General features: G+C 47.1%; 19 protein-coding genes. 12 read left to right on the forward strand and 7 right to left on the reverse strand.

The annotated features are described in order from the left end of the window. The first annotated feature begins 99 nt into the window (after positions 1-99). From NST99_RS10585 to NST99_RS10600, 4 genes are read left to right on the forward strand one after another with little or no spacing between them, the layout of a single operon-like run. Positions 100-1509 (forward strand): ABC transporter substrate-binding protein, encoded by a 1410-nt coding sequence (locus NST99_RS10585; RefSeq protein WP_341091498.1) that lies wholly within the window; start codon positions 100-102, stop codon positions 1507-1509. A gap of 42 nt (positions 1510-1551) precedes the next feature. Next, on the forward strand, positions 1552-2439 hold the full coding sequence (locus NST99_RS10590) for a carbohydrate ABC transporter permease (protein ID WP_341091501.1): 888 nt from the start codon (positions 1552-1554) through the stop codon (positions 2437-2439). Next, the gene (locus NST99_RS10595) at positions 2436-3266 is read left to right on the forward strand and encodes a carbohydrate ABC transporter permease (protein WP_341091503.1); all 831 of its coding nucleotides are present in this window, start codon (positions 2436-2438) and stop codon (positions 3264-3266) included. Before NST99_RS10590 ends, NST99_RS10595 begins: the two co-directional genes overlap by 4 nt. 26 nt (positions 3267-3292) lie before the next feature. After that, the gene (locus NST99_RS10600) at positions 3293-5134 is read left to right on the forward strand and encodes a glycoside hydrolase family 127 protein (protein ID WP_341091504.1); all 1842 of its coding nucleotides are present in this window, start codon (positions 3293-3295) and stop codon (positions 5132-5134) included. A 135-nt stretch (positions 5135-5269) separates the two neighbouring features. Here NST99_RS10600 and NST99_RS10605 read toward each other — a convergent pair whose 3' ends face one another. Further along, positions 5270-6535 carry a TerD family protein gene (locus NST99_RS10605; RefSeq protein ID WP_341091506.1) on the reverse strand — a complete coding sequence of 422 codons (1266 nt, stop codon included), beginning with the start codon at positions 6533-6535 and terminating at the stop codon, positions 5270-5272. 51 nt (positions 6536-6586) lie between these two features. Further along, positions 6587-7150 carry a hypothetical protein gene (locus NST99_RS10610; protein ID WP_341091507.1) on the reverse strand — a complete coding sequence of 188 codons (564 nt, stop codon included), beginning with the start codon at positions 7148-7150 and terminating at the stop codon, positions 6587-6589. 167 nt (positions 7151-7317) lie between these two features. Between NST99_RS10610 and NST99_RS10615 the strand changes: the two genes are divergently transcribed. Next, complete coding sequence (locus NST99_RS10615) at positions 7318-7905, forward strand: RQC-minor-1 family DNA-binding protein (protein WP_341091509.1); 588 nt, start codon at positions 7318-7320, stop codon at positions 7903-7905. 361 nt (positions 7906-8266) lie between these two features. Here NST99_RS10615 and NST99_RS10620 read toward each other — a convergent pair whose 3' ends face one another. Genes NST99_RS10620 through NST99_RS10635 form a run of 4 tightly spaced genes read right to left on the reverse strand, consistent with a single transcriptional unit; the run spans position 8267 to position 12090 of the window. Next, on the reverse strand, positions 8267-9271 hold the full coding sequence (locus NST99_RS10620) for an ABC transporter ATP-binding protein (RefSeq protein ID WP_341091510.1): 1005 nt from the start codon (positions 9269-9271) through the stop codon (positions 8267-8269). Then, the gene (locus NST99_RS10625) at positions 9268-10050 is read right to left on the reverse strand and encodes an ABC transporter permease (protein ID WP_341091511.1); all 783 of its coding nucleotides are present in this window, start codon (positions 10048-10050) and stop codon (positions 9268-9270) included. The genes NST99_RS10620 and NST99_RS10625 overlap by 4 nt, the downstream gene beginning before the upstream one ends. A gap of 28 nt (positions 10051-10078) precedes the next feature. After that, positions 10079-10897 (reverse strand): ABC transporter permease, encoded by an 819-nt coding sequence (locus NST99_RS10630; protein WP_341091512.1) that lies wholly within the window; start codon positions 10895-10897, stop codon positions 10079-10081. Next, positions 10897-12090, reverse strand: a complete 1194-nt coding sequence (locus tag NST99_RS10635) for a serine hydrolase domain-containing protein (RefSeq protein ID WP_341091513.1) — start codon at positions 12088-12090, stop codon at positions 10897-10899. The genes NST99_RS10630 and NST99_RS10635 overlap by 1 nt, the downstream gene beginning before the upstream one ends. 447 nt (positions 12091-12537) lie before the next feature. Here NST99_RS10635 and NST99_RS10640 point away from each other — a divergent pair, with 447 nt between their 5' ends. Continuing rightward, complete coding sequence (locus NST99_RS10640) at positions 12538-13491, forward strand: serine/threonine protein kinase (protein WP_341091514.1); 954 nt, start codon at positions 12538-12540, stop codon at positions 13489-13491. Between the two features lie 114 nt (positions 13492-13605). Here the strand turns inward: NST99_RS10640 and NST99_RS10645 are convergent, their stop codons facing one another. Further along, positions 13606-15639, reverse strand: a complete 2034-nt coding sequence (locus tag NST99_RS10645) for a vWA domain-containing protein (RefSeq protein ID WP_341091515.1) — start codon at positions 15637-15639, stop codon at positions 13606-13608. A gap of 393 nt (positions 15640-16032) precedes the next feature. Here NST99_RS10645 and NST99_RS10650 point away from each other — a divergent pair, with 393 nt between their 5' ends. From NST99_RS10650 to NST99_RS10675, 6 genes are all read left to right on the forward strand, one after another. Further along, positions 16033-18201, forward strand: coding sequence for a transcriptional regulator (locus tag NST99_RS10650; RefSeq protein ID WP_341091517.1), 2169 nt, complete (start codon positions 16033-16035; stop codon positions 18199-18201). Between the two features lie 121 nt (positions 18202-18322). Continuing rightward, positions 18323-18748, forward strand: coding sequence for a hypothetical protein (locus NST99_RS10655; RefSeq protein ID WP_038589056.1), 426 nt, complete (start codon positions 18323-18325; stop codon positions 18746-18748). Between the two features lie 126 nt (positions 18749-18874). Next, the gene (locus NST99_RS10660; RefSeq protein WP_341091518.1) at positions 18875-19297 is read left to right on the forward strand and encodes a J domain-containing protein; all 423 of its coding nucleotides are present in this window, start codon (positions 18875-18877) and stop codon (positions 19295-19297) included. 48 nt (positions 19298-19345) lie between these two features. Further along, a complete protein-coding gene (locus NST99_RS10665) occupies positions 19346-19894 on the forward strand; it encodes an FHA domain-containing protein (RefSeq protein WP_341091520.1) in 549 nt (182 codons plus the stop codon). A gap of 27 nt (positions 19895-19921) precedes the next feature. Then, a complete protein-coding gene (locus NST99_RS10670; protein ID WP_038589064.1) occupies positions 19922-20455 on the forward strand; it encodes an FHA domain-containing protein in 534 nt (177 codons plus the stop codon). Continuing rightward, entirely contained in the window at positions 20452-21321 is an 870-nt protein-coding gene (locus tag NST99_RS10675; protein WP_076110616.1) for a PP2C family protein-serine/threonine phosphatase, read from the forward strand. Before NST99_RS10670 ends, NST99_RS10675 begins: the two co-directional genes overlap by 4 nt. Positions 21322-21389 lie beyond the last annotated feature (68 nt).

Raw genomic sequence — 21389 nt, forward strand, 5'->3', positions numbered from 1 at the left:
GGTTCGGGTTATGTAAGCGCTATTACGGACCTTATAATATAAGCATCATAGACTGCAGCTATGAACCAAGCGGGATTGAAATTGAAAGGGGTTTGAGAAATGACACGACAAAAGAAATCGCAATTTGTGCTCACGGCTCTGTTGTTGATGCTGGTTACCATTTTATCTGCATGCTCGAAATCCGATACCGGCAGCAATAGTAACGCGGCACCCTCAGCATCCGGCGATGCAGAATCACAAGATCCCATTACCCTTCGCCTGTCAGAATGGGGTTCACCCGATGAAGTAGCTGCTTACAAGGTAGCGATTAAGAAGTTTGAAGCGAAGTTTCCAAATGTCAAAGTTGATCTTCAGCATATTGCAACAGATTATGATACGAAGCTGACAACAATGGTAGCGGGGAATGATGTACCCGATGTTGCCATGATGGAATCGGGTACCATTGCTTTTCCATTAGCTGAACAAGGGAAATTCTATAACCTTCAGGAATTTCTGGATTCAGACCCGGATATCAACGTAGACAAACTGGTGCCCAATATTATGTATTCTCTTGAGCCTGGTAATGTGATTGGTATAGGACCAGGCCCCGAATCCTTTGGTCTTTTTTATAACGAAGATATCTTTAAGGAAGCGGGGATTTCACCTCCGCCTGCTAAAGCCTCGGAAGCATGGACATGGGATGAATTTGTAGATGTTGCTAAACAACTGACTGTGGATACGAAAGGCAGAACGGCAAAGGATGCTGATTTTGATTCTAAAAATATAAAGCAATATGGTGTTAATGCTTCCACTTGGTGGGGAGCCTACAGCAACTTTATATACTCCAACGGCGGAGATTTTATCTCGGAGGATGGGAAGACGTTTGCGCTTAACCAGCCGGAAGCTGTCGAGGCGTTGCAGAAGGTATCTGATTTAATGAATGTACACCATGTTTCGCCATCACCCGTGCAAGCCAAAAATATACCGGCGACGAATGTAGCGCTTCAAACCAAAAAGGTAGCGATGGCTATAGACGGGCAATGGGCAAGCGCAGCCTTGGCGCAATCGAAGTTTAACTTTAATGTAGGGGTACTGCCAGTCTTGAAAGAGCCAGTAACTACCGTTGTTGCGGGAATGTTCTCTATCTTTAAGTCAACCAAACATCCGCAGGAGGCTTGGGAGTTGTTAAAGGCGTTGCTTGATCCAGAGTCTTCTATTGATATGATCACTGCAGGCACATGGATGCCATCCTACAAGGATTGGTATACGGACCCGGCATTGTTGGCTAAATGGACGGAGAACCTGGATGCAAGACCTTCGGCTTATAAAGAAGCTATTATAGATGTGCTATTGACGAAAAGTCATCAGACACCAACGGGTTATGTGAAAAATTTCAATAAAATAATGGATATCGTGAATCCGGCCTTGGATAAAGTATGGCTTGGTCAACAGACCGCGCAAGAAGCAATGGACTCCATAGCAGCCAAAGCACAAGAACAAGTTCAAGGACGCCGGGATATCGCACAATAATCGAAGAGACGGCGTTCGGATTATAGAAGATTGGAGGCAGCTATGCGAAAGGGACTGTTTTACGGACTATTATTTACGTCTCCGGCTATACTCGGGTTTATTATTTTTACACTGGGTCCCATGATTGCAAGTCTGGTGCTTAGCTTGACGGATTATAACGTATTTAAGGAGCAAACTTCCTTTATTGGTTTTCAGAATTATTCGAGAATGTTCTCAGGTGAAGATGAGCTGTTCTTCAAATCGTTAGGGGTTACTTTCTATTTCGTTATTCTTCGGGTGCCAGCCGTTATTATTCTTTCTTTTTGTATTGCCTTGCTGCTGAACATGAACGTTCGGGGCAGAGCCATATTTAGGACGATTATCTATCTTCCCAGCATTGTGCCAGCCGTGGCATCGGCGATGATCTGGATGTGGCTGCTGAATCCCGACCTGGGACTGATCAATTCCGTGCTCAGCTGGCTTCATTTACCAACCAGCAACTGGTTATATGCGGAGAATAGTGTTATCCCGTCTGTTGTACTAACCACATTATGGGGAATTGGAAGTACGGTGATTATTTTTCTGGCAGGCCTATCAGGTATTTCCAAACAGTACTACGAAGCGATTGATGTGGATGGTGGAGGCTGGTATAGCAAGCTGCGCCATATTACGATTCCAATGGTTACACCGACGATATTTTTTAATACCATCATGACCATCATCGGATCCTTCCAGGTATTTAACGAAGCTTATATTTTAACTGAAGGTGGACCGAATAACAAAAGCTTGTTCTATGTATTTTACCTCTGGCGTACAGGCTTTAGAGATACCGAAATGGGGTATGCATCTGCTCTGGCGTGGATCCTGTTCATCGTCATCATGTTCTTTACGGTTATTGTATTTAAAACCTCGAAGTCATGGGTGTATTACGAAGGAGGGGAGCGTACTTGAGACAGTCAAAGCTTTCCCTTGGATCTGGTTATGCAGCGCTTATATTCATCTCCCTTTTGTTTATCGTACCGTTCGTCTGGTTAATCCGCAGCTCGCTCATGGATTTATCGCAAATCTTTACGATGCCGCCGGAATGGATTCCGAGGCCGTTTCATTGGGATAATTTCCATAAAGCCCTTACTGTGCTGCCGTTCGATACTTTTTTCACCAACACGATTATTATTGTAGCTAGTGTTCTTGTAGGTACAGTCTTAACGAGCAGCATAGCAGCCTTCGGATTTTCACGGATCGTGTGGAAGGGCAGGGATACAGTATTCGCTATTCTTATGTCCAGTATGATGCTGCCTGCTGCCGTAACAATCATTCCAAGCTTTCTTGGCTGGAAAATGTTTGGTTTCTACGATACGTATTATCCATTAATCGTGCCTGCTTATTTCGGTGGGGGAATTTTCAACATTTTTTTATTGCGCCAGTTTTACTTGACGATCCCACGGGACTTTGATGAAGCGGCATTCGTGGATGGAGCTACCTATTTACAAATATACACGAGAATTATACTTCCGTTAAGCCGTTCGGCGGTTATCGTAGTTGCACTGTTCAGCTTCCTGGCTTCCTGGAATGATTTCATGGGCCCCCTGATTTATTTAAAAAGTGATCATCTCTTTACCTTGGCGCTTGGGCTGCAAATGTTTCAAGGTTCGTACACTGCGCAGTGGGATTTGCTTATGGCGGCTTCAGCAGCAGTTGTCTTGCCTTGTGTAATCGTATTTCTAATCGGACAACGATATTTCCTTGAGGGGATTACATTATCAGGTCTGAAGGGGTAATGACAGGAAAGTGAGGATACCTCATAATGACAAAAATTAAAACACATCTAAGTAATTGGCAGGGTGTGCCGTTCACGAATGTAACCATTGAGGATGTTTTCTGGCGTCCGCGTCTGGAGGTGTTGAAAAAGGTTACGCTGCCTGCCTGCCTCACGAAATGTGAGGAGACAGGGCGTATATCGAATTTCGCCAAAGCGGGAGGCTTAATAGAAGGGACTTTTGAAGGCATTTATTTCAATGATTCCGATGTCTATAAGGTCATCGAAGGTATTGCCTATTCGCTTATGTCGGAGCCGGATACGGAGCTGGAAGCGCAAGCGGACCGGATTATTGACCTTATAGCCTCCGCCCAGGAACCGGACGGTTATTTGAGCACTTATTATACGCTTGAAGCACCCGAGTCCAAATGGACGGATATGGAGAAGCATGAGATGTACAATGGAGGGCATTTAATCGAGGCAGCGGTTGCTTATTTTGAGGCAACCGGCAAGCCTAAGCTTCTTGATGTCGCTTGTAAATTGGCGGATCATTATGACAGTCTGTTTGGTCCAGGCAAACGCCATTGGGTGGAAGGCCATGAGGAAATTGAGCTTGCTCTTGTAAAGCTCTACCGTGTTACCCGGGAACAACGATATTGGAAGCTCTCCTTGTGGTTGCTTGAGGAACGTGGACATGGATATGGAGTTGGAGAAATATGGGACACTAAGGAGTGGGGCCCTGCGTATTGCCAAGACGATGTTCCGGTCAGAGACATCCAGCGGGTGACTGGTCATGCTGTCCGGGCGATGTATTTATATACCGCTATGGCGGACGTGGTTCACGTGTCGGGGGAACCTGATTTTGTTGATGCCCTGCATAGAGTATGGTCACATACGGTAGAGCGCAATATGTATGTGACTGGGGGGATTGGTCCATCCGGCCATAATGAAGGATTTACACATGATTATGATTTGCCGAATGAATCCGCTTATTGTGAGACCTGTGCCGCTATCGCCATGGTTTTCTGGAATCATCGCATGAATCTGTTGTTTGGAGATGCCAAATATGCGGATGTGGTGGAGCGGGAAATGTACAATGGCGCTTTGGCAGGAATATCGTTGACCGGAGACAAGTTTTTCTATGTTAATCCACTGGCTTCGAAGGGCGATCACCACCGGGTGCCTTGGTTTGACACCTCGTGCTGTCCGACGAATTTGGCACGGTTCCTCCCGTCTATTGGTCAATATTCATATGCTCAGACCGGTCAGGGCATTGCAGTCAATCAATATATGAATGGTGAAGCAGAGATCGTAATGGAGAGTGGGCTGGGCGTTAAGCTCAAGCAAACCACTCAATATCCTTGGAACGGTAAAATTGAGCTTACGGTGGAAGCGGATAAAAGTGATTGTTTCAGCATTTATTTGCGGATACCTGGCTGGTGCAGGGGTTATAAGGTTAAGGTTGGAGGTAAATCCTTGCCGGGAGTTGAGGCGTTGACTGAGCAGGGTTATATCGCTATTCATCGAGCTTGGTCACAGAACGATACGATTGAACTTGAACTGGATATGCCTGTAGAAATCATTCAGGCGAGGCCGGAGGTGCTGGACAATCAAGGCCGGGTTGCCATTCAGCGAGGTCCTATCGTGTATTGCCTGGAGCAGTTGGATAATTCCCGGCTTTCCTATGATGGGTATTCATTTTCTGCCCATGAGACGTTACTGGTGGAGCATCAACCGGAACTGCTCGGCGGCGTTGCCGTTCTGAAAGGCAAGGATGGGGAAGGTAGACCTTGTCAATTCATCCCTTATTATGCCTGGGACAACAGGGAATCAGGATACATGCAGGTTTGGATACGGAAAGCGGAAGATAAGGGGCTGTATAGCTTTTAAGAGAAAGAGGAGTTGATCTTCATTGAAGGGCATACTTCAATCATAGTCTTCCGTTAAGGTTCATTCCTTCCGATAAACGGATAATCGGAAGGAATGACGTATATATAACTTTCCCTCCAACGATTCCGAATGCCGCTATTTGCTACCGGCTTCCCATCTTAGATTCCAGTTATAATACTGATCCAATTCCTGGTGCCCGGCGAAATAATCTACGAGTCTCTCCACGCTGAATGTCTCATCATTGTGATTACGAATCATGGCGATGGCACACATCCCCTTATTGTTGTTATGCTCATCCAGCCGGACCTCGATCTCTGGTCCGCTCTGCTGATTGATGGTTACAACAGCGTCAGCCTCCGACCAGTTCGTAATTCCCTCATAGATGAAAGCAAAGATAACAATTCTGCTGATTTCGGAAAGATAATGGCCATTAATCCGCAGATTCTCGCCCGTGACAATGGATCCGGTGCGGTCATCCCCGTCTAGGGAGATATAAGGCGGTCTGTTCAAGCTTCCGAAGGATTCTCCGAGTGCTTGGACAGAGCCTTTAATGCCATTTTTTAATTCAAACAGACAACCAAGGTCAAGATCGATGCCTTTACTGCCGAACCAGCCCGATGATTTTTTTTGATACCAGTTGAGATTAATCAGTACCTCGCCCAGGGATTCCGTCCCTTTCTGGAGATTGATCATCTCCCCGCGTTTCTTAAGCAAGATGGTATTGAGATCTAGAGGAGGGGCCTTAGGCCGTGACCGCAGCTCTGGGAGAGGAATGGGTGACTGCTGCGATTGAATTACTGGGCTAGAGGGTAGAACTGACGGCACTATGTTATTAACCTTTATTCCATAACTTTCGCATAAGGCAGCTAAGCCTCCTGCATATCCGGAACCCACAGCGCTGAACTTCCATTCATTATTGTATCTATAGATTTCTCCGGCGACAATGGCGGTCTCTACAGAAAAAGCTTTACCTAGCCTGTAGCGGATAAGTTCTGTTCCATCAGCGGCGTTGATAATCCGTAAATACGCATCGTCCAGTAGCGAGAAGTTTTGCTGCCGCTTTTCACCCTCATAAATCGTTAGCGCAAATGCAATCCGTTCGTAGTCCGTAGGAATTTGCCGAAGCTCAACAGCGATTTGGGTGTTATCGGTTAACCCCGCGTAGGCTCTTTTATCGGACAGTAATACAGCTACGGATTGATTCGCAGCAGAAGGGTTGCCATAAAAAATAAGATCGTCATCTTTAGAGACTGTCTGGGCCGGCGTAAGCAAAAAAGCAGAAAAATCAACCTCAACCTCAGATCTGGTATTATGCCAGCCCATTCCTACTATAATACGGGTAAGTAAAGGCTCGTCTTTCGTTAAATTACATTTTTGTCCCTTAATCAGATCAAATGTCATTAGAATCAGCCTTTCAAAAGATTAGTAGCGCTGGATCAATACCTGAGCAGGTTAGAATCTGCCACGTCTTCCGGCGTCGAGATTCGGGCCGTTCAGACTGGATAGCTTCTCCAAGGAATGTTCGTAAATACGTACAATATCCTGCACCTTTTGGAACTCCGGATCCGAAGGACCCAGATTGTCCATGAACATACGCTGCAGGATTTCCTTATAAAACGAAATGCGGCTTCCGATAAGCCCACACTCGTAATCAATGACCTCTTCAACCGTGTGCTGCTCAACAAAATCCATCATGTCATCGGCCGGGCTATCGTGTGACTCCCGCTCATTGCGTGCAGCAATCGGAGTGTTAACATTCTCGAGGTTAACGGTAGAACGTATATCGGAAAAGAGAATACTTTCTTTCGCCAGCATTACCTGAAAAGGCTTGTGCTTGAACAACTCTTGTACGACAAGAGCGCACATCGCCTGATTCCCCAGCAGCATACCATCAAAAGGGTGAAGAACCCATCCCCTGTCATCCCGGTACAGGCTGAACGTGAAGTATTCACCTCCATATTCATATTTCAGATTGATAGCAGTCTCTGAAGTAAGCTCATATTGAAATGCATCCATTGTTCTACTTGCGCCTCCTGCTTCTTTGTTCTTTGTAATTATATTAGCATAGCAGAATATGGGGAATCTTGGGAGAGCGGATTTTCCCCTTTATTATTTACAACGGATTTAGAGATTTGGTAATGTATAAAAGTACATGTACATCCCAATGGGTAGGAGGAGAGGTGATGGGCAAAAAAAGCCCGAAAGTCAAAGTTCAGTTGGATTCTGGAGATATTCGCACTCTGGCAGACCAAGAGATCAAAGCCATCCTTCGTGCTGCTGATGAACTAATTATGACTGGAGGGAGGAACCTGCTCGCCAAAATTCTGAAAGGCTCTAAAGACAAGAGTGTGCTAAAGCATGAGCTTCAGCTATCTCCCGTCTATGGCTTTTATCATGAATTGAAGCTGGAGGATATTATGCATCGAATCGACTGGATGATCCGCAAAGGGTATCTGGAAATCGAATATAGCGACAGATTGCCGTTGATAGTTTTTTCGGAAAAAGGGTGGGCTATAGAACGTGAAACATATGCTGAGGAGTTACTGCTCAAGCTTGGCTCATTGCTGGACGGGCATGACTATTCTTATGTAGAAACGCTTAAGGATCGCAATCGCGGAATGATCCTTCTACTGATTGAGAAGATCAAAGGGACAGGCAATGCCCGTTTTGTGCCCCTGCTTAGAACCTGGCAAGCCATAGAATACAAGAAGGTGCAGGCAGAACTCCAAAGTGCTGTACAGTATTTGCTAAAAGAAGGCCAGATTAAGTGATGTGCGAGGAAGAAAAAGCAATGGGTTGGTACTATTTCGCGCCCGCCTGATCCAACCCTAAGCCCCAAACACCAGCTTCTGCGATAGGTTATCGAGTCCCTGAATTCCTTCTCCTGAACTTCGGACCCCACAGCCTTTATTTTCTCTAATTGACACATTTAGCAATGCTAACGGACCGTGCTGCACTTATTCCCCTCCATCAGGCATGTTTCACGCGGAAGGTCAGCAATTAGCTGCATCTGAGTCCGGAAGGTAGACAAAACAGTGTTTATGGTGGAAATAAAGGCTCCTAGGTCCGTAGTAATTCACACGACTCCTTCACCATACCTTACAGTAATATGATCCAGCAGGAGTCAAACCGCTAGCCGGGCACCCCACCCGCATTCTCATAAATATTCATGACCACCTGCTGGATCGGCAGTTCCTTGACCGAAATGTCGGAGAAGCGGTGCTTCCTGGAGATTTCTTCAATAAAATCGCTGATTGAAATAAGTGCCGTATCCACTTCAAGCGTAATTTGAAAGTCTGACGGGCGCTCGACCACCTTGGTGTAGGCATTGTCGAAGATGGTTTTGTGCACAGACTCTGCAAAAGTAAAACTGACCCGTTTCTTATCCCCCAGAAAAAGCTTCAGCTGCTGAAGCGATTCATCAAAAACCTTTTCCCCGTGGTTAATGACAATGACCCGGTGGGCAAGCTCCTCCACATCCTCAAGATCATGGGTGGTCAGAATACACGTCATATTATGCTTCTTGTTCATCTGGTGAATGAATTCGCGGATTTTGACCTTGGCGATCACATCAAGCCCGATGGTCGGCTCATCCAGAAACAAAACCTCCGGCCGGTGCAGCATAGCCATGACGAATTCGCATTTCATTCGTTCGCCAAGGGACAGCACTCGTGTGGGCTTTTCAATCACATGTGCAATATCCAGCATCCCCGTCAGCTCTTCCAGACGGCGTTTAAAGTCCTGATTGGCGATTCCGTAGATTGCCTTGTTCATGTTGAAGCTGTCGATAGGCGGAATGTCCCAGATCAATTGGGATTTCTGACCGAATACGGCTCCGATTTTGCCGACATAGCGCTTCCTGTCCCGGGCAGGCGAATAACCAAGAACTTGAATTTCACCGCTTGTGGGAAACAGCGCACCGCAGAGCATTTTGATCGCCGTTGATTTCCCCGCCCCATTGGGACCCAGAATACCGCAGATTTCCCCCTGCCCAATGGCAAAGCTGATATCGTTGACGGCGTTGACCACGACCTCTTCACGCTGGAAGAAGCTCTTAAAGGTCTGACCCATACCTGCGCCCCGCTTATAGGTTTTATACGTTTTAGTCAAATGCTTCACATCAATAACCGGCATCATCCGCCTACCCCCTCGTACAATCTGATCATATGCCGGTAAATCCATACTCCTGCCGCCAGAAATAAAAAGCAGGGCAGAACAGCAGCGAAATCGCTGGCATGCACCCGTCCTAGGAGAGCGGAAGCAGGGAAGAAGCCTACCATTCCCACAGGAATTATCATCGTGGCCAAAGCTTGTACAGCCTTCGGAAATATGGGCAGCGGATATTTTCCAATGTGCAGCACACTGTCAGCAAGTTCGGAAATTCTCGAGTTGCCCACCCATTTGAAGGACATAGCGGCCATCATTAGAGATAGTCCTGCCAGGACCGCCGTCCCTGCGATAAACATCCCGGCAAATTGGAGCCAGAATAGGACCGGAATGGTGCCGACATGCATAGCGGAGAATATGAATAGCGAAACCCCGCCCAGAAACAGGCCAACACTTTCGGTAGAAAATGTTGTGGCAACAATAAAAAACAGCGGATTCAGCGGTTTCATAAGAATAACCTCGAAGCTTCCCTCACGGACATGCGACATTGTGGTCCAGAGAACGCCGCCGAAAATAAGGCTAGAAAGGCCGCTGGACATGGTGAATACAGACTGGATCAACAACACCTCAAACAAGCTCCAACCGGGAAAGCTGGTGCCCGCCCGGTAAATAAGCAGGGTCACCAGCGGAAACAGAATGTTGCCGGCCAGGGTGATCAGACTGCTGATAATGAAATTCATACGATAGGCCACAGCCGACTGCAAAGCAGAATACATGCACTGCCTGTAAATATCCAGATACCGTTTCATGTAAAAAACTGTCCTTTCATGGGGGCATTCACGCGCCGACAGCAGTAAACTGCTTCATGGCCAGACGGCGAACAAGCTCGTTTAATCCGAACGTAACGAACAAGGCCGCCGCCTGTATGCCCACGGCTTGCTCAATGGAAAGCTCAACGCCTCCAAGGGAGTAATGGCCGGTAAAAACCATTGCAGGCAGGTAGGCCATGTACTGGAACGGCAGGAAGAACTGGATCACCTGAAGCCAGTGCGGAAAAAAATCAAGCGGAATAAGCGCACCCGAAAAAATACCCGACACCAGCATAAAAGCGCTTCGTATTCCAGCTGACTGGACAAGCCAAAATGAAGTCAGGCCGATCATGTAGTTCACATAAAAAATCATTAGAAAGGCAAGCAGCACCGACAGAAGCATCCATGGAAAGCTTGCCGGCCGCATATCAACTCCAAAAATAAAAATGAAGATCAATAGGCAGGGTAAAAATTCAAACAGGAAACCGAGAGACCGATGCCCGATCTTCTGAAACAAAGCGAAAGAACGGTGATGAATCGGGCGCAAATGAAAGGTAAGAAACTTACCGGTGCGCACAAGCATGGATAAGTTCCAATCGGCAAAATCCATGACCAGGTAACCGATAAGCGCAGTAGCGCCGAAATAGCGGATCATTTGGGGGAGTCCGATACCGCCGAGCGAAGCATGATCTCCATATACCGCCGTCCAGATATAATATTGCACCATAAAATATACAGGACCGACGATAATGGACACCATGGAATGAGTGCGGTAGGCACTCCATTCCTTGTAAGTTACCTCCGCCACCGTCCGGCAAATAAGCCATTTGCGTTGCAGGCTATTCATCAGGTGAGTCCAGACCAAATGATATTAGTTACATTAAATAGGCCCTCTGCGTACCAATTATCACCGGTAAAAGGCACAAACCATACAGCGGCAAGCTGCTCTGTAGGGTCGATGGCCATGCAGCAGGCTCCAGCGCCTTCATGAAAATAGCTGGTTGGAGAGTAGAGGAAGGCGGGGCCTCTCCTCATATCCAGTCCAATGCCATAGCTCCGGTCTTTGACATCGTTATCCCAGCAATAATCGGGAACCCCGTACAGGGTGCGGGTCGTGATCTTCTCAACCGCTTTACGGCCGACGATACGGGTATCACCCAGTGTTCCCATGCTGAGGAGCATGTTGGCGAACCGGATGAGGTCGGCTGGCGTAGAGGCCAGGCCTCCGCCGGTGCTGGAGACTGTATCCCACAGCTTTTCCTCTGGAGAGACTTCAGGCAGATTACCGTTAATTAGATCGTTCAGCCGCTTCTCACGTCTCTCGTTTCTTATAATGGCGCGTCCGGCTAGCTCCGGCGTCAGTTCCCAAACAGTATCCTTCATGCCAAGAGGCTTCAGGATTTGCTCTTCTATGTACTGTTCCGCGGTTACGCCAGTCACTTTCTTGATGATTTCTCCGAGCAGGCAGAAGCCAAATGAGCAGTACTGCCATTCCTCGCCGACTTTTTTATTGACCCCGCAGCTCAGCGCGGCTGTGATCCAGTCCGGATCCCCATTCTCAGGGTTATACTTTTCGAAATATTCACCGATTAATTGCCAATAAGATTTATGATAGGGAACTAAGCTGCCCGCACAGTCGGGAAACAGGCCCGAGGTATGGGTCAGAAGGCTGTAAATATCGATTTTGTTAAAAGGGTCCACGTTAAACTGCTCCAGGAACGTGCTGACAGGAAGGTCAAACCGGAGAATACCGTCCTCCACAAGCTTGGCCATTGCTACTGAGGTAACGGCTTTAGTAATGGATGCGATATTATGAACAGTTGTCGGTAAAAGCGGCTCGGCCCTGTCTTCCCGGAACGAAAGCGGTCCCATAGCACCGTGCATAAATGTCTTTCCATACCTTGAGACGCAGTAAGCTGCGGCCTGGATTTTATTTTGATCAATCAGGTTCTGGAAGTGGTTGTGCAAAACCCCGATTCTCGAAGTATCATAACCTACCTCTGCCGGTGAACAGTCGGTAATGCCTGGCGTAAACAGCATACATATATGCCTCCTTGAAATTATTAGCACCATGCAAGGATACCTAATCTATCTAAGCGCTTTCACAGGAACTCGCTTATTCGTGCCGCTCTGCATGGTAATAGCTTTCAGCACGATACCACTTAAGTATATTTCCAGACATTGGATGTTACAATGGCGAATTTGTATATAACCATACTTGCCCGGGTGATGTGTTGTGTATGAATCTTAATAAAGGATGATATTAACAAAGGAGAAAAAGATTGCAAGAATGGCATATAAAAAGGTATAAATATATATGTGACTTGTCCGGTAGAGATTTTTGACAACATTTTTATATTTTTTTGGTGACTGATTAAAAAATTGAGCAACAGCGGTCGATAAACATCATATACGAATAATGCAATATTCATATTCACTCGATTTGCATGCAGTCTAATAGAATTCTAACAAAAGAGAGGGCTGGCTGTGGACGGAAAATCAAATGCTTCTGCCTTGCCGCGTAACACATTGCTGAATGGCGTCTATCAGATCAAAAAAGTAATATCACGCAGTGAGCTTGGAATCGTCTATTTGGGAAGGGAAAAGGAGACGGGAAAACCAGTCGCAATTAAGGAGTTTTATCCGGCGGTGCTGGCCCGGCGAAAAGCTGATAAGCGTACGGTTGAAATTCGATTGGGGAATAGTCTGGACAAATATGATGAGCTTCTGCATTCGTTTATGCAAGAGGCGGAGCTTCTTTCTGAATTGAAGCATCCTCATCTTCTGAAGTATCTTGCTCATCTGGAAGCTAACGGGACAGGATATATTGTTATGGAATACTGCCAGGGAACATCTCTGGATAAGTGGCTGAGTGCACGTGGAGCGGTTGACCGCGCGTTATTCATCAATCATACCTTACTACCGTTGGTGGAGACGCTGGAATACATACATACTCAAGGCATTATTCACCGGGATATTAAGCCCTCCAATATTATGATTATGGAAGATGGCACTCCGAAGCTTATTGATTTTGGGTCTGCAGTCCGGCTTCCGCTTAAGGAAGGGGAGAAGCAGACAATCTTTACATCAGCATGCTACTCTCCCTTGGAGCTTTACTCTGAATTGTCACCTCATAATGAGATGTCTGATATATTCAGTCTGGCTGCGTTATTACATTATTGCTTCTGTGGTGAAGCACCTGCCGATGTGAAGCTGCGCTTGTTCGATGAACAAATTCCTGCGGTTAGGACCAAGAATCCGGAAGTCAGCCGCTGGCTGTCGCGAACCGTTCATTGGGGACTGGCCATGCGCCAGGAACAGCGTTGCCCGTCACTCGCCAAGTTCAGGAGGGCACTGCAAGTTCAGTCTTTTCTATGGAAGTGGAAAGGTACAGCAGTACTTGGGAAGGCAGCGATGGATCTGTCGTCCGGAAAGAAATAGGACAACCTCTAAAGGTTGTCCCATACGGTAACCGGTAGTGATCCTGACTTGAGGGTCACTTTTCTTTTGTCTGGAAGCAGCTCTCGCACGGAATCCCCGGTTATTCTCCACAGCTTATATAACTTCCGAATCCCTCTGCTGGCCTACATAAATATTAGTTTTTGGCTTAATGGCCTTATAACGAATCTCAATCTCCGTCAGACCATCTTCGAACGTAATATAGAGCCGGTCGTTGTATTCAAGGACTTCCTGCTTGCCACGCTCCACAGGGGTTCGCCCATGTACGACGGTGCAGCGGGAATCATGCCGGACGATCAAGGTTTCATTCTTGCCGGCTTTGAACCAGATATTCCCTGCCTCCGGAACATGTTCCCGGATCTCCATCATGTTAAGCAATTCAGCCAGATTCATTCTGCGCTGTTGAAACGAGGTCATCGGCCAGTGGGTCACAGGAATATCCGTACCGCTTGCAGTACTTAGGAAATAACCTTCCAGTCTGCCGCGAAATACTGGCTTTGGCCGCAGCACGAACCAGTACAGCAGTCCAACAGCGATCAGCAACAGTACGGAGAGTACGCCAATACGCAGCATCTTTTCCACCATGGAAGTGATATGTACAGGGATTCGGGCGGTTACTTTGGCGCCTTCATCATCTGTGGCTGTTACTGAGAGATAGGACTTTCCTGAATGCAGCGAAGACAATAAGAGTTGTCCATCTTTGATGTCTGCTTGAGCCAGGCTCCGATCTCCTTGTTCTGTATCCACGGTATAAGTAAGCGAATCCTTATTAGGATCTTCGAAGTAGCTGGTTAAGTCAAGCTTAACAGCTCCGTCATCCTTGGATAAATCAATGGATTTATTCAAAGCGACCGGCGGCAGATTGTTAATCTCGATGACTGCAGTCTTGCCTTCTCTGTAGAAATCCGAACCGTCTACACGGATATGGTATTGGTATGTATTTGATTTAGGAAATATGTAGGTGCCCTTAAAGCCGCTTCCCGTATTGGTTAGTGGAATCCGTTCAACTTTGCCTTCTTTGGGTGTTACGATCAGTTCTGCTTTTAGCCGATTGTAAATATCGGTATCCTGAACTTTAGAACGGTCGTTTATTCCGTATAGTGCAGCCTCGAAGACGGTAGCTTGTCCTTTGAGCACCTTTTGTCCGCCGGATATAGCGGCTTCGGCACGCATATTGTAATTTCCAAGCAGATTGATTTTGACAAGATCACCGGCATGTCCGCGGAATTTCAGCACGAAATTGCCTTTAACCGGCTTGACGATTTTCATCAGCGAGTATTTATCCGATTGAATGAAGCTTACATTGCTTGATTTGTAATAGAGCTGGGCCTCCGTTACCGGATGCTCCGACAACATGATAATATTGGCGTCAGCCATGCTGGAGTTTGGAATCTCCACTGTGATTTCCTGAAGGGAGCCATTTGCTGTAACGGCTGCTACGGATGTAAGTACGGATTGAATCTGACTGGCAAAGATCTGGTTAAATATTTCAGGCAAATCGTCTGCACTTCCGGTAATAAAAGAGGTACCGCCCGTCTCACTTGAGATCCGCTCCAATTCACTTGAATTGACCTTGCCTCCATTATTAAGGCCAACGGTGTAAATCGGGTATCCTGACTTTCGGGCCATGTTAATAACTTTGTCCACATCATTTGCAGAATCAGCAAAAGTCCGTCTACCGGAGTTGTTCCCAATATCGGTCTCTCCGTCGGAGAGAAGGATGAGGAAGGGTTGTCTACCGTTTGCCCGGGATTTCGCCAGCAGTTCAGCGCCGCGCCGCAGTCCAAGGCCAAGATCTGTGTAGCCAGTCCGCTTCAAGCTGTCGATCTTGCTCCGTAATTGCTGTCGTGCGCCGGAAGACGTAATATCCGTGAGCGGGACAGAAGAGGTGATCCGGTCGTTGTAGGCCACGAAGCCCAGCCTGGTTTTTTGCCCCCCGCTCATATCCATGAACATGCGGATAACTTCATCGGCTATCCGGTCCTTGTCCGTCTGATTCATGGAGTAGCTGACATCCAGCACAAACATGGCATCCAGACCTCCTGCCGAAGCGGAATTGTTCTTGCCGGATGATGCGTAGCTGGAAGTCCCGCCGTTTCCTGCCAAGCAACCTGAAATCAGTATTATCACTACTACAATTTTCCTGAGTGATCTAAAGTACATAAGCTGCGGAATCCCCCCTTGTATCTGTTTAGGCCTAAAGTTATTGATGCAGCTCCATAAAATGCTGGGATAAGGTTATCATCGGTGGCTCATTGAGGGAAAATAAGGAAAAATTACAAAATAGTCCTTTTAGTCTAGTTAGTCATAAAAATGATTAAATGGAACTATATGCCTTTATATTGACAAAAATTATCTTTACTGGTTAAGATGGGTCCCATGAATCTAAAAAATATCGCTTCAAATGGCAGTATTTAGTCGAATGGTGTAACCAAAGACTCACGAATGCATGCCGGGTAACAGAAAATAATGGAGGGGGGAAGGCATCCTCATGAGCCTTTTTTAACATGGGATGCTGCCTGAATGGACATTATCAATCAAACGAACCGAACCTTGCTTTTTGAGGAAATCAACCCGGAAAAGCTCGATTTGATCACCATCGTCGGGGATGTAAAAGGTATCGACAGCTTGAGTGACGATAAGATCAAAGAGATTAATGAGCATCTGCTTGTGCACAATTTTGATGAGTTCCTCGACAAGTTTTCACCGAGCATTTACTCCTTTTTTAATGCGGCGAACCAGAAAGTAATGTATACGCTTAAGAAGCCTGAAGGCATTCCGGATGATACCATTTCGGAGATTAAGATTGATCAGAGCAATGACTTCCTGCGAATGTTGTTCACACTGATCGATACGAAAAGAAGCCAAGGGATTACGAATGTTGATTTCAAATTTGAAAATTTGCTGGACATGATCTCTCCAAAGAAGGTTATGGATGATATCCGCCAGGTCCGCAAAGAGATTCACTACATGTACGGCCAGTACGACAAGCTGGATGACGGAGATCCCAAAAAACTGGATGTCGGCGATAAACTGAATATTATGTTCGAGGAAGCCAGCCGCAACTATAACAATGTCATGGCTATGCTGCCGCTGGCCATCGAGGATATCAAGACTCGGCTGCTGCTCGGCCGGGCGCAGGAGGATACATCTTCCGAATTGATTCAAGTAGGCCAGCTTACCATCGGCGAGAGCGGTGAACTGAAGATCATCGAGGCTCCCAAGAGTGACAGTACCGACCTCATGCTTCTGGATGAAAGCACGAATACAGACCTCACACAGGTATTTGCTGAAGATTACGGCTCTTTGTCAGAATCTCCGTCTACTTATGTGCAGGACCTGGTAGTACGCACATTCTGTCCGCTTCCGGCGGTCCGGGCTGAAGTCAACGCCGCACTGGAAGTACAGAATTACAATACATACCTGGAATTCTATAAGAATGCCAAAGATGATTTCGTCAAGACGGTTAAGCCGTTAGTGGAAAAAATACTGGGTGTTAAGATGTTCTTCGACCAGTATGCGGTTAAAAACAAAGGGATGCAGCCTTCGATGCTGATTGCCAACAGCAAGCTGGATATGCTCGTGAAGAGCAGCAATATCCCGCGGCTGGAGACATATTTGAACACAGTGAACTCGAAAAATGAATTCTCCGATACGATCTGGTACGGGATTGTTCCTTCCGTTGAGCTAGAGACAACCGGCAAGGTCAAAGTTAGCCGGGAACGTTTTCGCGGAAACGACAAAGTGGTCAAGCAGGATGGCAACAGCATGGAATCACTTACAATGCTGCTCCAAGTCATCAAGGACTACAAGGTGCAGTTGTTCTTCAGCTTCGAGTCCGGCGAGGACACTACATTCAGCAGTATGGCTACTGCCGGAATCGACAAGTACATTGACAAATGTGCAGGATTGACACGGAAGGAATACAGTGAATTTGCGATCCCGAGTGCACCGAATTTCACGGTGATTCCTAAGGAGAAGTCCGGAGTTATCATTGACAGCAGAATGCTGCAGACCGAGAACGGTGTGGAATTGTCCAAGGATAAAGAAGACATTCTGAAGCTTTGGATCGAGGGTGTCTATATCGGAGCCGCTTATGTTGCCGCTGGTATTGTAGCTGCTTATCAATGTCCTGAATATCTGAGAAGCAACTTTAAGAATGTAAACCGGGAATTTCCGGGAGTACGCTTCGATATCGAAGCGGGAGACAACAGTCTGCGCTCCGTAACAACGATGACCAAGGAAATCTCGGGGTTCACGAATACAATCAAGGACTCCATTAACCGCAAGAACTTCGGATTTATTTTCTCCTCTGAGAACGCACAGCTTCAGGATACGGATATCAAACGTATTACCGTATATAAATCGAGAAGTATGGCTATGTCAGAGGACGGATATGATTCCATTTACAAAACACAGGTGAGTACCTATATCGAACGTTTCCTGCGCTTCCAGACCGGAGATTTCAAGCATGAGAACATAGTGAAGTTCTTCAGCAACAATCCGAGCAGCCAGAAGAGCCGCTGGTTGGGCAAACGCGGATCGGTTAACTCGATCATTCAAGAAGGCGATGATATGAGCTATATTATCGACGAGAAGAGTAACCTGTGCCATATAGATCTGGTCTTCAACGGCAATGTGAAGAATCTTGAGGTCATGATAACCAAGGGAACCAGCACTGTTAAGGCTTAAACATTCATATAACAACGATAAAAGATTATATTACAGAACTTATTAAGGTATCAGAGGCTTGTTCATCCGAGCTAGCCTTTATACATATTTCAACACTATTTTTCGAGGAGGTTTTTTATTTATGGGTTTTATTTTAAAAGTTGAAGGTGCAGAAACAATCGAACTGGGAATGGACAATATTCGTTCTGTTGTGTACGACACGGACACTCCGGATGATTCAAACGCAAGATCGACCGATGTTGGAGCAACCCTGCGCATCACTGGTAAAATTATCACGGCTACTGACGGCGATAATGCAGATGACACCATCAAGCTGGCGCTCTGGTCTATTGTTCCTGCTGAAAAAGCGGACTGCTACCGCAAGGTAACGCTTGAAGTTATTGCAGCAGACCAAGTAGTGCGCAAGATCCATTTCCCTAACGCATTCGTTGTGGATTACACAGAACGTTACGGGGACACCGAAGGTGTTGGTGAGTTCACACTGTACATCAAACAAAAGAAAGACAAAACCGAACTTACCAAAATCGATGGCGGATTCTCGGCCTAATATTAGGTAATCGGACTGGGACATCGGGCTGGCTGTGTCTGCCCTGATGTTCAGAACATTAAGGGGCCTTTATGCGCCTCTTAATGTTTATTTATCTCTAAATCGTAACGGGAAGCGGTGAGGCGTTTGACAGATTATTATGAAGTGCTTGGTATTGCCCCAAATGCATCATCCGCCGAAGTGAAGCAAGCTTACCGGAAGCTGGCCAAAAAGTATCATCCCGATACGAACGGAGGAGATCCGCAGGCCGCCGAGCGGTTTAAGCAGGTTCATGAGGCCTATAAGGTACTAGGTAATGAAGAGTCAAGGACGGCTTATCAGTCGCAGTCGCGTACAACCCGGGCATCCGGAGAGCCGCCGGAGAAGCCATCCGCAGGCAAGGAGCGGGTCAGTTTTGATCCGGGAAATATGGAAGAGCAGTTCGAACGTTTTTTTGGTTTCCAGCCGAAAAAGGAGAGTGACCGGAGCATCCCCAAACGCTCTGAGCCAGCAAAAAGTATGGAGTCATCGGAGCTGTTTGAGCGCTATTTTGGAATCCGAAAGAAGTGATCCGGCAGTCATTCTGGGGCGTAGCCCGGTAAGGCGGAGGTTATGGGAGTGAAACAAGGAAGGTCGGTCTGGACCCTGGTGCTGGATCTATTGATAACAGCCATCTCGGCTGTAATATTCTATTACATATTTGTGGTTGCAAAGGTTAGGGGGGCACAGGTGGTTGCGGCAGCAATCCTTTTGTTGTCAGTAGTCATAATTGCAGTCAGAACAAGACCCAAGAAGATCAAGGTGCAGAATAAGGTCAAACCCGGCAGCAAGGTTGTAAAGCTGGTGCTGCTGAGTGAAGACGGTGAAAGTGTAAAGGAATGGTACATAGAAGGCGAGACAAGTGTTCTGATCGGCAAAAGCTCAAGGCACGGTGAAGCGGATATAGATCTGTCAGATACACCTTATGCTTCTCTGATCAGCGCCCAGCATGCTGTGCTGAACAAAGCATCCGGCAAATGGTACATAGAGGATATTGAATCCTCCAGCGGTGTGGGTATACGGAAAAGCAATCAGAGCAAAGCAGTTAAATTGGAAATCGAGGAACCCAGCCTGCTTGAGGCGGGGGACTTAATTTATATTGCCAACACGAGGATTCTGGTGAAATGAACAACACATGCGGGGGTATGAGAGCGAATGAGTCTGACAAGATGCGCTAACGGACATATGTTCAGCACAAGAAGACACGGCAACACGTGTCCTTACTGTAATCTTACCGTGGAGAGCCCGGCTCCGTCCGGCAGCAAGGGAGCAGCCATTGCTATGGCGTCCCGTCCTTCCGAAGATGACAGAACGATGCCGTATTTGGGAGAGGCTACCGGAATTGAACCGGTGACGGGTTGGCTGGTCTGTATTGAAGGGGCACAAATGGGACAGGACTACCGGATTATGGCGGAGAAGAATTTTATCGGCCGCTCGGAAGAGATGCATGTGCGCATTCTGGGTGACAATACGATCTCCAGACGCAATCATGCGGTGATTGTCTATGATCCGAAGAAACGCAATTTCTACTTGCTGCCCGGTGATGCTTCCGGACTTGCCTATCACAATAACGAGGCGGTATATTCCCCGGTAGAGCTGGCTGCTTATGATGTTATTCAGCTGGGACGAAGCAAGTTTATTTTTGTTCCCCTGTGCGGTGTTCACTTTGAATGGGAGCAGCAGCAATGAATACGCTGAAGCAACTGCTGGATGATAGTGCATTGACCCCATACTGGATGATTGTTGTCTGGATATTGCTGATCTGGCCGCTGATTATGTTCAGGCATCGTATTCAAAAGATGCCGAAGGCTGGCACCGGTTCCGGGGACGGAATCGGGAACGGCCAGACGATCGGTGCGCGTGAAGAGCAGGATGACTATTTTGCGACGGTCAATATGCCTTTTGGATTGCTAGCTGTGCTTGCGGATGGAATCAGCGGTTTAAGCGGGGGAAGGGTGGCCAGTACGGCGGCCGTCCATACTTTTGTTAAAGAATTTCGGGAACTGGAGCGCTTCCCCGATCCGCCGGAATTCTTCGGTGATGCGGCAATGAACGCCAATGGAGAGATCATGAACCAGTTGCACGGAGTGCAGGGAGGGACCACGCTGGTAGCGGCGCTGATCCGCAGTAGTATGCTCTACTGGGGGGCGGTAGGGGACAGCCTGTTGTTCGTATACCGCGGCGGTATTCTGATTCCGGTTAACCATAAGCATACGCTGGAGAACACACTGCAGGAACAGTATCTGTCCGGTGAGATTACCGAGTCGGAGGCGCTAGGCAATCCGCAGCGCAAGACTCTGGTCAATTATCTCGGGTCCGAGAATTTCAGGAGCATGGAGCTGGCAGAAGAACCTTTTCAGCTGTATAAGGGGGACAAGATTATGCTGTGCAGCGACGGGGTATACAACACGCTCACGGAAATGGAAATGGAGACGATACTGTCCCGGCCGCTGTCACCCTATGATGCTGCTCAGGCCATGATTGATTTGATAGAGGAGAAAAGGCTTGTACATCAGGATAACGCTACAGTCATTATTGTGGAGAGGCGTTGGTAGAACAGGAGATGTCCCGCCGGGTACATAGCATAAATCATCAATACGGGAAATGGGGATACGCATGAGGA

Source organism: Paenibacillus sp. FSL L8-0470, from assembly GCF_038008625.1.
Classification (GTDB): Bacteria; Bacillota; Bacilli; order Paenibacillales; family Paenibacillaceae; genus Paenibacillus_AQ.

Excerpts from the sequence above, each read along its gene's own strand:
- NST99_RS10610 (WP_341091507.1), bottom strand. The coding sequence starts at position 7,150 with ATGGATGCATTTCAATATGAGCTTACTTCAGAGACTGCTATCAATCTG.
- NST99_RS10620 (WP_341091510.1), bottom strand. The coding sequence starts at position 9,271 with ATGATGCCGGTTATTGATGTGAAGCATTTGACTAAAACGTATAAAACC.
- NST99_RS10630 (WP_341091512.1), bottom strand. The coding sequence starts at position 10,897 with ATGAATAGCCTGCAACGCAAATGGCTTATTTGCCGGACGGTGGCGGAG.
- NST99_RS10605 (WP_341091506.1), bottom strand. The coding sequence starts at position 6,535 with ATGACATTTGATCTGATTAAGGGACAAAAATGTAATTTAACGAAAGAC.
- NST99_RS10670 (WP_038589064.1), top strand. The coding sequence starts at position 19,922 with ATGAGTCTGACAAGATGCGCTAACGGACATATGTTCAGCACAAGAAGA.
- NST99_RS10655 (WP_038589056.1), top strand. The coding sequence starts at position 18,323 with ATGGGTTTTATTTTAAAAGTTGAAGGTGCAGAAACAATCGAACTGGGA.
- NST99_RS10585 (WP_341091498.1), top strand. The coding sequence starts at position 100 with ATGACACGACAAAAGAAATCGCAATTTGTGCTCACGGCTCTGTTGTTG.
- NST99_RS10635 (WP_341091513.1), bottom strand. The coding sequence starts at position 12,090 with ATGCTGTTTACGCCAGGCATTACCGACTGTTCACCGGCAGAGGTAGGT.
- NST99_RS10650 (WP_341091517.1), top strand. The coding sequence starts at position 16,033 with ATGGACATTATCAATCAAACGAACCGAACCTTGCTTTTTGAGGAAATC.
- NST99_RS10615 (WP_341091509.1), top strand. The coding sequence starts at position 7,318 with ATGGGCAAAAAAAGCCCGAAAGTCAAAGTTCAGTTGGATTCTGGAGAT.
- NST99_RS10675 (WP_076110616.1), top strand. The coding sequence starts at position 20,452 with ATGAATACGCTGAAGCAACTGCTGGATGATAGTGCATTGACCCCATAC.
- NST99_RS10600 (WP_341091504.1), top strand. The coding sequence starts at position 3,293 with ATGACAAAAATTAAAACACATCTAAGTAATTGGCAGGGTGTGCCGTTC.
- NST99_RS10590 (WP_341091501.1), top strand. The coding sequence starts at position 1,552 with ATGCGAAAGGGACTGTTTTACGGACTATTATTTACGTCTCCGGCTATA.
- NST99_RS10625 (WP_341091511.1), bottom strand. The coding sequence starts at position 10,050 with ATGAAACGGTATCTGGATATTTACAGGCAGTGCATGTATTCTGCTTTG.